The organism is Streptomyces sp. FH025 (genome assembly GCF_017427025.1).
Taxonomy (GTDB): Bacteria; Actinomycetota; Actinomycetes; order Streptomycetales; family Streptomycetaceae; genus Kitasatospora.
In genome coordinates this window covers 1-12,744 of sequence record NZ_JAFLNG010000153.1, presented here as the reverse complement: position 1 = coordinate 12,744, position 12,744 = coordinate 1, and the positions used below count along the sequence as shown (strand labels likewise).

The following is a 12,744-nucleotide window of genomic DNA, read 5'->3' as shown; positions in this document are numbered from 1 at the left end:
AACTCGTGCCGAACGGCTCCAGGCCCGCCCGGGGGCGGGCGGGCCGAAGGCACTCCCCGCCGGCGTCGGCGTCCGAAGCGGCGGCACCTGGCGGGCGGCCGTGCTGGAGCTGCGGGAACATCCCGGCCGAGGCGTTTCGGTCGATGGTGCCGGCCGAGTCCGCTACGGCCTGGAGGAGCAGTGCCGGCCCCGGACCTCGGGCGGCAGGTGCCCGGTGTGCCGAGCGGGGAGCGCGGCGTGGTCAGCCGACGCTCAGGTCGACGGTGACGCTGCCGTCCGCGGAGGTGAGGGTGCAGGAACCGCCGCCGGTGAAGTCCTGGCTGCCGCGGGCGAGATTGGAGTCCCGGTCGAAGGCCAGTGGGCGACCGGATCCTTCTTCTCGCCCTTGAGCCGGGTGAACAGGTTGTCCAGGAGCTGCCAGGAGCTGTTCGTGGGTGCGGGTGGTGCGCCAGATCCGCACCTCCTCCAGCACGCCGTCGAAGGCCTCGGCGGGCTTGCCGCCCTTGGGGACGGCGCCCAGGGGCAGATGCGGGTCAGAGCGTGATCCTCCGGCCAGGACCTAATCCGTCGTCTGAGGCGGAAGGGACTCGCGCGGGCACCGAAGTGCCGCCCTGGTCTCTTCTGTACGGGGGTGGCCGATGCCCAGTGTCGAGATCCGCCCCCTGAGCACCCGCGCGAACTCGTCAACAGCCGCGTTCGCCTGACCGCTCTCAGCGTAAGCGCAAGCCAGCAGGTGACGGCTGGAGAGGGTGTCCGGATGTTCTTCGCCGAGAATGTCGATCTGCTCCTGAACAATCCTCTGGAGTGCCGCGACCGGCCGGGGGCCGTGACTGGAGCGCAGCTCGAACCGCGCCATCGCGGAATCAATCCGCAGTGCCAGACGATGATCCGGAACACCGTCGGCTAGAGCCTTCAATTCAGGGAGCCAGTCCACGCGTTCCGCGGCCATGGCCCAGGTCAGCGCGCTGGCGATGGTGTCGGGGTGTCCGATCCCGTGGACCGACCGGCTTTCCCGGAATGCTGTTTCAGCATGCTCTCGGGCGTCCTTCACGTATCCCAGCTCGAGGCCGGCCCTGGCCAGCAGATCACACGTGCGCGCCAGCCCCTCCCTCGACGTGTCACCGGCCCGGTGCCAGACGGACTTGAGCTGCAACAGCCGTCCGCGAGCTTCATCGGCACGGCCCTGTTCCAGGGTGTAGTGAACAGCGGCCAGCAGGGCGTAGCGGCCCTGGAGCGAGGTGACGTGCTCCGGGTCGATGGACATCAAGGGCCGCGCGCTCAACTCCCAACTGGGCCAGTCCTCCCACTCGGCCAGACCGCGGCCGGCCGACACGGTCCCGAGCAGCATCGACTCGGCCAGCAGCCCGGCAGAGCATCGTTCAGACGACTCGAGCAGGCAGCGGACCACCTGGGCGGTCAGCCAGTCGAGCTGGACCTCGTCGGCGCCGACCCGTGCCAGCCCATGCTGGCCAAGGGCGCGGAACGCCATGGTGAGGCGGTGCGGCGGCACCTGGCGGTCGGTCGGCAGCCAGGTGCCGGCCGACCGCCAGGAGGAGCGCCGCAGGCCCCTGCCGAGCGCGCTGAGCGGATAGGGCCCGCCGTCCATCAGTGCGAGCGCGCCAAGGACGTCGAATGGGGATGGCGGGCCGGTTGCGGGCAAGCTGTCCATGGCGCGCCGGATCTCGACGGCAAGCGTGGACTGGTACCAGTCGGTCCCGCCGGTTCCGAAAACCACCCGGGCTTGGGAACGCAACCGTCTGAGGAAGCTCTCCGCCGTGTCGTCGGAACGAATGTGGGAAACGGCCTGTGCGAGTGCCAATGGCAGATCACTGAGGTGTTCGGCCACCTGAGCGGCGTCTTGCGGGGTGAGACTGGCCTGATGACGGGTCAGGAAGGCGATGGACTCCGCTCGGGCAAACGCCCCGACTTCCACCACTGCGGCTCTGTGACGCCACCTCCCCGGGTCTCTCGAGACGATGACTACCTGGGCACCGGAGGCCGACAGGGCATCGGGGAGGTCGTCCGGGCCGAGGTCGGCGTCGGGGAGCAGCACGATCGGCCGGGGCATCCTTGGCAGCTCGATCGATACGAATTCATTGAATTTCGCCTTGAGATCGCTGCCGCTACCGGGGTGCCAGGGGTAGACCATCAGCCCTAGCTCATTGCAGATCTCGCGGACTTCCCACTGGACCAGATGCGTCTTTCCGACGCCGATTCCTCCGGTCACTACAACAATGCCGTCCCGCCAAAGCGCAGACATGATCTGTTTCGAGAGTCCGGGCCGGTAGATCCAGGATCTGTGGCCGCCTGGGCCGGTCGGTACGTCACGAAAGGTGATGCTTTGAGAAGACAACTCGACCGGCCTCTCGCTTCTTCGGCTGTCTGCCGGCCGGTTGCGCGGATGGCCGACGCCGGCCTCCCTGAGAACGAGTCGGCGGGGTCGGGGTTACGTCAGCGCACATCCGAGTACCAGTGCGCCCGTGTGCTCAGGTAGTCGAGACTGACCCATTCCTGGGCCAGTCGTTCGCCACGCAGCAGGAGGGCGGTGACCCGGGCACGGTGGCGAGGATGCAGCCAGGCGGTGAGGCGGTCGGCCTCCGTGGGCGAGACGCGGGCCTCCTTGGGCATCGCCCGGCTGGGCCGGCCAAGGTGTAGCAGGGCGTCGTAGAGCTCGACCGCGGGCCGCACTGGCGGAATTCCGGGCAACCGGTGCCTGAGTGCGGTGATCGGGATGCGAAGGCCGGTCGTGTCGATGTCGCCGAAATAAACGATGTGTGAGATGTCATCGCGGTGCTCGATACTGCCGATCGAGCCCGTGAAGGTGTTGCCGATACCCCAGGCGACATACCCGAGATTGTGGTCGATGTGCTGGAGCATGTGTGAAATCGACCAGTAGGTGGTGGAGTTCTCAATCACCAGAAGTCCGCGTCCCCGGCCGAGGCGGTGGTATCCGCTGTCCTCCTCCAGCGGGACCGTAGCGAATGCCTTGGTGAGGAGCGGCGGATCGACGTGAAAGGCGTTGATCAGCTTCAAGAGCTCCGCGGGGTCGGAAAAGAGCGGTTTCGCCTTTAGCTTGTCGAAGATCTTCTCCGCGGGGTGCGCTGGTTGTTGAAAGTACGGATGTCTGCCGAAAATCTCCAGCGCCCGCTCACGAACCGGCAACCGCAGTCCTGGCCGGCCGCTGAGGAGCCACGTGTTGAGCGCTTCATAAGCGGCACGGATCTTGTCGGTGGTGTGAGGCAGGGCCCAGTAGCGCTCCGCCCAGGACAGACTGCTGTGCCAGACCGGCATCGCGGGGATTCGTCGGACGGCCGGACGGAACGGCAGCAGCCGGACGGTCCGCGGGGGCGCCGTCTTGTCGCGGTCTTTCGGCGCTGGGTAGGTGAGCAGTTGAGCGCCCTTCAGCTCCGCCAAGTGGTCGGCAAGGATCCGGGCGCGCAGCTCTCGTTCCCGGCCCGGCGGCACGGGTACCTTCCGGAGGACGGAGAGGACGTCCGCGATCGGCATGTCCTTGCCCGCGGTGCCCCGCCAGCCGTTCTGAAGAGCGTGCTCCCGCAGCCGGCGGAGCAGGTCCACTGCTTCATCGCTGGGGTCCTTTGCCTGATCAGCCGAGTTCATCGTCGCCCTCGTTGGACTTGTCCTTGAGGAAGTATCGGGTCGCTGTGAGCTGCGGCTGGTCGAACCGGTTCAAGGACTCGTCAAGATAGCGCCCGAAGACCTCTGCCACGGACAGGTACTTCCGCTTGGCCCGGAGGTCCGCGTCATTGCGAAGCCTGACCACCAGCGGGAACATGTCCAGCGCAGTGGTATCGAATAGCCCTGTGGTGTAGATGAGTTGAACGCCAAGTGCCCGGGCGACAGATTGCTGCAGTCGCAGCAGGTAGCCGGCGGAGGCTCGTCCGATGGGATTGTCGAGGAACAGCGTGCCGGAGTGGTGGTTCCCCACTCGGCCGCGGTCGTTGGCCCGCAGCGCGGCCATGGTGCAGTAGAGGATGATCGCGGTGGTGAGCGTCTGGCCACCGGAGAAGACCGCGCGCAGATCGGAGACCGGGACCCGCTCGGTTCGCAGTACCGCGTCCGGCTTGAGGATAGTGACCTTGAACCCATCGGGGGCCACCGCGTTCGTCACCCCCTTGAGGATCAGCGGGATCCCATCGCGCTTCAGTTCACGGCCGGCCGCCGCGGCTTCGACCGTCTCGGCGGCCAACTCGTCGACGAGCACACCCATCCGGTCTCGCAGACCCGCCTCGTTCACCTCCCGGTACCGGATCTTCAGGAAGCGTTCCCCGGACCAGCCGCCCAAGCCCTTCGGCAGTCGGGAGAAGCGTTCGGCCCGGCGGAGCACCTGCAGCGCCTCGCTCACCTGCTGGGCGAACTGGCGAACGATCTGAGTCCGATGGCGCTCGATGGCAGCCAAGTCGTCGGTGAGCGAGCGCAGTCGGCTGCGCATGGCATCGGCCCAGTCGGCCGCGAATCCGGGAAGTGCGGCCCGGTCGGTGTTGACCACGATCTGGTGGCTGGCGGTTTCCAGGGCCAGGAAGCGCGGCTGGCTCGCGTGCTTGGCGAGCCGGTCGGCGTGCTTGCGTTCCGCGTCCTCCGCGGCGCCGGCCAGTTTGCGCGCGTCGGTATGAGCGTTGCGGGTTGCCTGATGCAACGCTTGAGCGACAGCGAGATCCGGCTCGAACGGTTCCGCCTCGATCAGCTCGGCCGGGTCGGCATCAGCGAACTCAGGCCAGTCCGCGCCGAACCTCTCGAAGGCCTGCTGCAACGTACTGGTCTCCGCCAGAGCACGCTCCAACCTGCTGCTGTGGCCTTCGAGATCCAGCACGGTGCGGAGCGCCTCCGCGCGAGTCTGCTTGGCCTCCTCGATCAGCCGCAGGCCATGGGGAATGTGGCGCGGCCGTTCGAACGGGGTCAGGTCGATCTCCTCGGCCGGCTCCGCGAAACGCTCATATTCCTCACGCCGGTTGGCCAGCAGGGCACTCAACTCGGCGGCGCGATTCAGCAGTTCCGGTGCGGCCTGTTCAGCCAACCTCCTGGCCAGCTCACGAGACGCCTGATCCGCTCCCTCCGGGCCGGCCAACAGCTGCTGCGCCCGTTCCAGCACTTCTTGCGGGTGTCCGGCGAGTTCGAGGGCCAGCTGGGCAGATTCGGCCTCGGCCTGACGAAGGTCGGAGAGCAGTTGGTCACCGACCGAAGCCCGCAGATAGGTCTCCGCGGCACTCGCATAGCTGCGCCGCAGCACTTCGAGCGGTTCGGTCGGCTGATCCGCCGCGGCGTGGGGTTCCGCTTCACCGGTCAGGAGAGCGGCCTCTTCAGCGAGGCGGCTGGCCGAAGCACGGTTTCCGTCCGCTTCACGCAGCAGGCCAGCGGCTCGCTCGCGACCCTGCCGGGCCTGCTCGGCGGCGGCACGAGCGATCTCGCGTTCCCGCTCGGCGGCCTCCCGCCGCAGGGCGACCGTGGTCCGCCAGCCGACAACCCTGCTTTCATGGTCGGCCAGTACCCGCAGCCGGTGGACCCTGTCGTCGAGACCGCGTTGGGCGGCCCGAACCGGAATCACGGCCTGCCTCACGGCGGCCCGCTTCGTGATGAGTTCCTTGAGCGCGGCTCGCAGCTCGGCGACCTGGCCTTCGCTCTCGGAGACCGACTCCCGCGCGGCCGTGAGGTGTTCCTCCAGCTGGGCGAGCCGACCGGGCGGGAAGTCGCGACGCCACTCCTGGATCCTCGCGGAGAGCGCGGCGGCGCTATCGCGGCGCTCTGCCTGTTCGGCCAGGTGTTCCTGCCGCCGGGTGTGGCGTTGCTGCAGCATCCGGCGTTCCGCGTCCGCGGCCTGCTCGTCGTAGAGGCCGGGGTGCGGCGGGACGACGAAGTCCACCCCGCTGAGCGCGGCGTGCCCGGCTGCCATGGCCGTGGTGGTGCTGACCGGCAGGAAGCCGATGGGATGCAGCTCCCGCCCGTTGAGCACTTCGCGTGCCTGGTCCAGCTGCTCGGGGTTGTTGAGCAGGACACCGCTGGTCAACTGCGGGAGTTGCTGGACGAGCGCGCGGCGGCGATCGACGTCGGGGATGGCGGCCAGGTACTCCCACCCGGTCCACGCCGTGATGCCGTCCCCGGTGAGCGTCTCCTTGACCCGTACCGCCTCGGCCGAGGGCGGCAGCAGCTCGGTCTCCTCCAGGGCGAGCCGGTTCCGCTCGTCCTGTGCCTCGTCTACCCGGAGGTCGGTGATCGTCGCCACCGCCCTGTCGTGCACCTCGGAGAGCTGACTCAGCAGCGCGTCGGCGGCCACTTCCATATCACCGCCCGGATACCCGAGCAGCTCGGGAAGGGCCGGATCCGCGCTGAGGAGATCGGTGCGGGCCGTGGCCGACTCCCAGTCGCCGCTGGCGGAGTCCAGTGCCCGGCGCAGCTCGGCGAGACGTTGCTCGGCGATCTGGACGGCTTCGGCTGCGCGCTGCTGGTCGGTTTCCAGCTGCTCGGCCTCTGCCTCCAGCAGGTCGAGCGCAGTCGCGTTCTCAGCGGCTGCCGTCTCGGCCGTGCCGAGACCTTCGGCCGCGGTGATGTCGTCAGGCAACAGGCCCGCCAGGACGGCGGCGGCCATCGCCTCCCGAACCTCCTGGATCCGCTTCTCCGCTGCCTCGGCTTCGGTGTCCTGCCCGGCAGCCCGGGCAACGGCCTCGTTGTGCTCGGCCTGGGCCTTCTCCGCGTGTTCACCGGCCTCCACCGCCGAACTCTCGGCAGCCTCAGCCTTCTGGATCAGGGACCGCATGGAGGAGTCGAGTGCTGCCGCGAGCCGGGTCGCGGCCCGGTCACGGGCGAGCAGAGCGGGCCGCGCTGCCGCCTCGGCGGCCTCCACCACGGAGCGGACGTTCCGCAGCCGCTGCTCGGCGGTGAGGTGCCGGATCACGAGTGGCGTGAGCTGCCAAGCCGCTGCGACCTGCGCGGCGAGCTTCGCGGCTTCCTCAGCCTCCTGGTGGTTGTTGGTGACCTCCTCAAGGCGCAGGCCGGCCAACCGCCGTTCGAGCTCGGTGGTCACTGTGCAGAGGCGGGCGTGCTCACCCTTCTGATCCCGAAGGTCGGCAGCGAGTTGCTTGGACTCGGTCTGCAACCGGGCCCCGGCCTCGGCCTCGGCCTCGGCCCGGGCCCGCAGCCGCCGTAGCAGAACGGCCATCTCGCGGGCCGCGGCGGTCTTCTGCCGACGGGCCCGGTCGGCGTTGCTCCGCGCCTCTGCCAGTGGTGCGAGGATCTCCAAGGCTCCGTCGACGAAGTCTCGTTCCAGCAGCAACTGGCTGCGCCGGCTGAGCCGCCCCGCATAGGTGTCCAGCAAGTCGGCGAACTCGCGTGCCGGTCCGGTCGGCAGCACCGCCCCCAGCAGGAAATTGACGAAGGCCGCGTCGCTGGCGAAGGAGAAGGCTTCCGCGGCCTCGCCCTCATCCGCGTTCATGCTGCGCTGGTAGCGGAACAGCTCCGGGTCGAGACTCAGCTCGGCCAGCCGGTCCGTCCACTCCCCGTGGCGTTCGAAGGAGTCGTACTCCATCGTGGGGTCGTCGGCGTCCGCCTGCTTCAGCTCGCCCAGATAACTGGCAAGCCGAAGGTAGTGGTTGCTCGAGGCGATCGGCAGGTTCTCCATGCCCAAGTTCGCCGTTGGGCGGAAGTGGTACCAGCGCTCGATCAGGTTCCGCGGGTCGGACGTCTGCCTCTGATCCTTCCACTCTGAGACCTTGCCGGTGATAAGCCGACGACCGCTACGGGCATGTGTCCATTCCAGCACCACATGAGCGGTGTCCCTGTCCAGGACGAAACGCTCCAGTACACCGCTGCCGGCCGAGCCGACGACCTGCCGCCGTCCCGGCAGCACTACCGAGAAGATCAGCTTGATCAGGACGGACTTGCCGCCGCCGTTCTCCAGAAACAACACGGTGGCCGGTGACGGACGCCGAGCCGGTGCCCCCGATCCAAAGATCGCCAGCTGGGTCCCCGCTACCGGCCGGCCGACGCCGCTGAAGTCGAGCAGGACGTCCTGGTAACGGGCTCCGGGCGGGCCGACGGACTTCAACAACACTCGGGAGAGCTCATACATGGCCGCCGCCTTCCGACTGCTCAGCGGTTCGCGCGGGGGGCAAGGTCACGCGCAGCGTGCCGCCCGGGTCAGTGATCGGAGGGACGACGCCCATGCTCAGCAACTCGGCGAAGGCAGCGGTGGAGGCCAACTCGCGGATCTGGACCGCATAGCGCGGTGTACCGCGGTAGATGGTCTCGCCGTCGGGGTCCTCAAGGGCCACGAGCAGACCTTGGTCGGTAAGGAACCGCAGCGCCCGGGAGATCATCGCGCTGGTCGAGTTCGGGGCGGCACGGTCGTCCTTGGTCGTCGCTGTCGGCGGGCGACGGGCATAGGCGCGCCAGGCCCGCTCCAGTTCCGGAGTCTCGGACGGCGCGTCCTCGTCCCGCCCGCTCTCGTCCGCCCGTAGCTTCAGCTTGCGACAGATCTCACGAACCGTCTGGTCCACGACCGTTGCCGTCACGCGTCCGAGGTGACCGTCGTCGGCCAGGTCGGCCGGCCGCGGAAAGACCAGGGTCGCCACCGCGAGGTGGATGATGCCGTGCATCACCTTCTCGCCGTCCCCGCGGTGACGCGAGAACCGGGCGTAGTCCTCCATCCGCGTCTCGAAAACGGAGCCCTCAGCCGCGGCGAGCACCGCACCGGCCGCAGAAGTGACCTTGACCACCCGCAGGCCGAGGCCGGCCGCGATACGAGCGGTGAGCAGCTGGAATCCGTCGTCTTGGTGGTAGCGGCGGACCAGGGTCTCGTAGCCGGCGTCCTGGGAGGGGTGCTGCCGGGGCCGCATGCCAAAGGCGATCAGCTGGGCGGCCCCCTCGGCATCGGAGACGGTCAAGGTGTCGGTCATCAGCGGGCCTCCTTGGCGGAGTCGTCACCTTGATCGGGGCCGCTGCCCACGAACGGTTCACTGATCGAGGCGGTCTGCAGCAACAGGTCGTCCCCGCCGAAGCGGGGGAGGTCGAGCTGGCCACCGCTACGGACGGCGAGCAGCACTTCGGTGTCGCCCTGCTCGATGTGCTGGCCAAGTTCCGGACTGAACGCATGGACCGCCCGGTGCAACAGGAGCGTGGCCGTGCTCGGAGCGATCGCCTCCGCCGCCATCAACAGGTCGCTCAATGTCCGTGGTGCGTCATGCAGTTCGAGGAGCTCATCGGTGGCGGCCCAGTCCTCGAGCGAGAAGGGGGGTTGTTCGCCCGCCCCGTCCAGGATCGGCTCGGGCACCTCGTCGCCAAGCCGCTGCCGCTCTGGAGCCGACCGGAGCAGCCGGGTCACCAGGGAGGCCAAGCCCAGCACGGCGGGGGCTGCCGGTCCACTCGCGTCCCGGAAGAACCCCGTGCCGACCCGCGACGCGTCCCGCACCGGGAGACCGAGCAGGGGAACCAGCAACTGCCCGTGCAGGTCGAGCGCGGCCCGGCGGGGCGGCTCGGCGAACTGCTGCCGGTCCTGCTCCTTGCGGAACAGCTCACCGGCAGTCAGCAGCCTCTTCTGCAACTGCATATGACGACGGATGCAGTCGCGGACGATCACCACGAGCTCAGCAGCCCGCTGCTTCTGCAGCGGATCGTCCGACTTGTCGCGGGCCTCGCTGATATTGGTCAGGATGCGGTGCTCGAAGTCGTACCGCTCCTCGATATGGGCGAGTGCGTCAGCGAGGAGCTCGGGAACCTCGTGATCCCAGTCCACCGCCCGGACGTTGCGCCTGGTGGCATCCAGCAGTTGCCGCAGCATCTCGCCGTACTGCACGGTCCGGTACCTGGCCTGTTCCGCTGCCAATTTGGCCTCGGCCAGGCGTCCGCGCCTGATCAGGCTGCCGAGTTTCACCTCGGCGGCGATCTGGGCCGACTCGACGTCGGTGTCCAGGGCACCGACCAGGACGTTGATGGCCTCGTCGGTGGCGCGCAGGTAGATCCTCCCGTCCAAATCGGCCCGTTCGACAAGGAGGTTGAACTCGAAGGTGAAGCGCCGGTAGACACCGCTGCCGTCCACCGACCCGTAGGTCTGGCTGAAGCTTCGGTCCACCGTGCCGACGTTGATCAGTCTTTGCAGTACGTGACGGGCCACGTTCTGGTGTTCCGTAGCCGCACGGACCGGAGCCTGCAGCGCTACGAACCGCTGGACCTGGTCGAGGATCCGCTCCTGACTGGCCCCGGAGTCGAAGTCCATTGAGACGGTGACCTGATCAATGGTGTGCAACGCGATCTCGGCCATCTGGTACACCGAGGCATCCACCCAGCGCAGACTGCCCTTGTTGTCGTCCAGAGCCTGTAGCCGCGCGGCGCAGGCAAGCGCCTTCGCCCGTCGCGCAAGGCCTTCGTCAGGCAGATGTGCCGGGGTGGAGTTCTGGGTGTCGGCCACGAAATGACACGCTAGCTATCTTGATGGGCCTGTGGTGCTGAATGGACAAACCAGGCTGATTCAATGATCAAACCGGAGATTAAACGACCAGTCCGATGCGACATGAGCACGAATGACGCCAAAGCGGGCGGGGACGCCACGCCGACGAGCCAGCCCGGACAACACGAAAGCCACAGACCAGATACCGGCCCGGTCCCAGCCCTGCTCGGAGACGGCGCCCACTCCCCTGCCCTCACACCGCCCATCCACGACACCACACGCGGTGGCCCGGGTTGCAGCCCGCGGCCACCGGATCGGGGAGAAGGCCTCCGAGCGCCCCACACGACCATCGAGCAGGTCCTCCAACTCGCCGAGCCGACGGCCCCGCGCCGGCACCCGACGGTGTCCATCGCCGCCTTCACGGCCCTGCGCCAGGAGGAGACACACAGCCGAGGGCGCTCCTGCGACCGATCCGGTCGCTCTCAGCGCGGCATCGATCTCGCGTGCTCCTGGCGCAACCGGGCCCAGGCCGTGACCTGGTCCGGCTCACCGGACGGAAGCCGCCCGCCGGCCCGCTCGACCAGGACCGACGCCGTGGCGATGAAACCCACCGTGAGTGATCGCAGGATCGGGTGGGTCGCCTCGTGATACCGCCGCACGAGTTCGGCGACAAAGGCTTCCAGAACCGGGAGATCGAGTTCGCACTCGTCCTCGATGATCTCGCCGATTCCCGAATCCAGCCCGAATGCGGATGCCACCGCCGCTGCCTCTCCGGTGAACAGCCTGGCCACCGTGTTCGACGGATCCCAGACGATCTCGTCCCCCACCTGGAAAGTACAACTCACTGCGCCCACCTAACTGTTACATCTACGCCCGGATTGGCAGCTTTCCAATCCTCGACAGCTTGCTCAACCGCAGCCCTGAACTGAGGTGTTGCTCCCGGCTCCGTGAAGTCCATGCCAAGTGGGGCATCCTCGTAGCCCTCAAGATAGGGACGAGCGCGGAGATAGGAGTCGAGTTTCTTGACGACATTCTTCTGTACCCACTTCTGCGGGTCCATCCGCGGGTCCTGGCCAGTGGCCGTCTTCTCCTCCCAGAGGGTCCCGTTCTCCACTCGATCGATATCGGTGATCGTATCCGAAAGATCTGAGGGGTTGTCGACGACGTAGTTGGTGTCGCCCTCGCGCGGTGGCCGGACGCGATTCGAGACGGGCTCGCCGCCAGTGTCTCCCCCACCGCCACCACCGCCTCCGTCGGAACTCATGTTGACCCGGTCCGGACCAGCCGCGTCCTGCATGATCGTGTTCAGGCCAAGGCCCGTCATTCCGAGACCGCCGGTAATGGCTGCGGCTGAGACGATGTTGACCGGCACGCCCAGCACTGCCCCGATACCGGTGGCGTCGAGGGCGAAGCCGCCGATCTCGCCGCCCGCGCCGAGCACCGCCAGGCTCAGCCCACCTGCCAGTTCGAGCACGGCACCCGGGTCGTGCACCATGGCGTTGCCCACCGAAGCGAGGTCGTCGAGAAGCACCTCTCCGGCCTTCTCGACGAAATGCCCTGCATCGGAGAAGAACCCGCCGATGTCATCGCCCAGACGGGACCAGAAACCCGGCTTGGGCGGCGCCAGGTCACGAGCCTTCCCGACTTTGTCAGCTGCGGTGTCACCAGCAGACGACAGCTGTTCTCTGGCACTGCGCAGCGTTTCACCCGCTGCCGCCTTGTCACCGGAGCTCCACTGGCTGACCGCTGTGGCCGCTTGGGCCTGCGCCCACACCAAAGTCGAGACATAGCTCTTGAGCGCGTCTGCGGCATCGTGAAATGCGTCGCCGGCCTGAAGCCACTTCCCCGGCTGCCCATGGAATGCGTGACGGAATGCGTCTCCGGCTTCTCCACGCCAGCCGTCAGCCGTGTCGATCCGCTGGAGTCCGGCTCCTGCCTGATGCAGATGGTCGCCATAGGAACGCAGTTCGGCCTCGGTCGCGTAGATCGCCGCCGGGCTTCCGGGGATCAACGATTTCGGATCGCTCGTGGTGCCGAGTTCGGCTGCCATCAATGCGCTCCGGGATCGGCCCCGGGAGCGGTCACCATGCTGCCGCTCCGCGCGACATGCTGGTGTGCGTCCTGCTCTGCCTTGGTATAGGCATTCACACTGAGCGTCAGCCGGCTTCTGATCTCCTTGCCGTCCTTGGCAAGGTTGTCCACGCCACGTTTCCATCGACTCAGGAAATCGGACAGCGTACTCGCCAGGTGGCCATGACCGATCGCCGACGAGTCATGGGGTATGTCGGTGACCTTCCGCCGGCTCACCTCCTCGAGGGTGCCGTTCACGCCTGCGGCGGCGTCCCTCAACGCAC

Annotated in this window: 9 protein-coding genes; all 9 read right to left on the bottom strand. The window is 67.8% G+C overall.

The features are described 5' to 3' along the window. Nucleotides 1-241 precede the first annotated feature (241 nt). Nucleotides 242-472: a hypothetical protein gene (locus J0670_RS13810; RefSeq protein ID WP_207811839.1), complete on the bottom strand. Its 231-nt coding sequence runs from the start codon at nt 470-472 to the stop codon at nt 242-244. A gap of 87 nt (nt 473-559) precedes the next feature. After that, nucleotides 560-2,227, bottom strand: coding sequence for a tetratricopeptide repeat protein (locus J0670_RS40255; protein ID WP_207811838.1), 1,668 nt, complete (start codon nt 2,225-2,227; stop codon nt 560-562). A 224-nt stretch (nt 2,228-2,451) separates the two neighbouring features. Beyond that, a complete protein-coding gene (locus J0670_RS13800) occupies nt 2,452-3,618 on the bottom strand; it encodes a Wadjet anti-phage system protein JetD domain-containing protein (protein ID WP_207811837.1) in 1,167 nt (388 codons plus the stop codon). Continuing rightward, nucleotides 3,605-8,077 carry a hypothetical protein gene (locus J0670_RS13795; RefSeq protein ID WP_207811836.1) on the bottom strand — a complete coding sequence of 1,491 codons (4,473 nt, stop codon included), beginning with the start codon at nt 8,075-8,077 and terminating at the stop codon, nt 3,605-3,607. Before J0670_RS13795 ends, J0670_RS13800 begins: the two co-directional genes overlap by 14 nt. After that, nucleotides 8,070-8,903 (bottom strand): hypothetical protein, encoded by an 834-nt coding sequence (locus tag J0670_RS13790; RefSeq protein WP_207811835.1) that lies wholly within the window; start codon nt 8,901-8,903, stop codon nt 8,070-8,072. The genes J0670_RS13795 and J0670_RS13790 overlap by 8 nt, the downstream gene beginning before the upstream one ends. Beyond that, nucleotides 8,903-10,411: a hypothetical protein gene (locus tag J0670_RS13785; RefSeq protein WP_207811834.1), complete on the bottom strand. Its 1,509-nt coding sequence runs from the start codon at nt 10,409-10,411 to the stop codon at nt 8,903-8,905. Before J0670_RS13785 ends, J0670_RS13790 begins: the two co-directional genes overlap by 1 nt. 461 nt (nt 10,412-10,872) lie before the next feature. Next, the gene (locus tag J0670_RS13780; RefSeq protein ID WP_207811833.1) at nt 10,873-11,217 is read right to left on the bottom strand and encodes a DUF6086 family protein; all 345 of its coding nucleotides are present in this window, start codon (nt 11,215-11,217) and stop codon (nt 10,873-10,875) included. 14 nt (nt 11,218-11,231) lie between these two features. Beyond that, complete coding sequence (locus J0670_RS13775; protein ID WP_207811832.1) at nt 11,232-12,440, bottom strand: WXG100 family type VII secretion target; 1,209 nt, start codon at nt 12,438-12,440, stop codon at nt 11,232-11,234. Beyond that, a partial coding sequence (locus tag J0670_RS13770) for a hypothetical protein (protein WP_207811831.1) occupies nt 12,440-12,744 on the bottom strand: 305 nt, incomplete at its 5' end. The genes J0670_RS13770 and J0670_RS13775, both read right to left, overlap by 1 nt.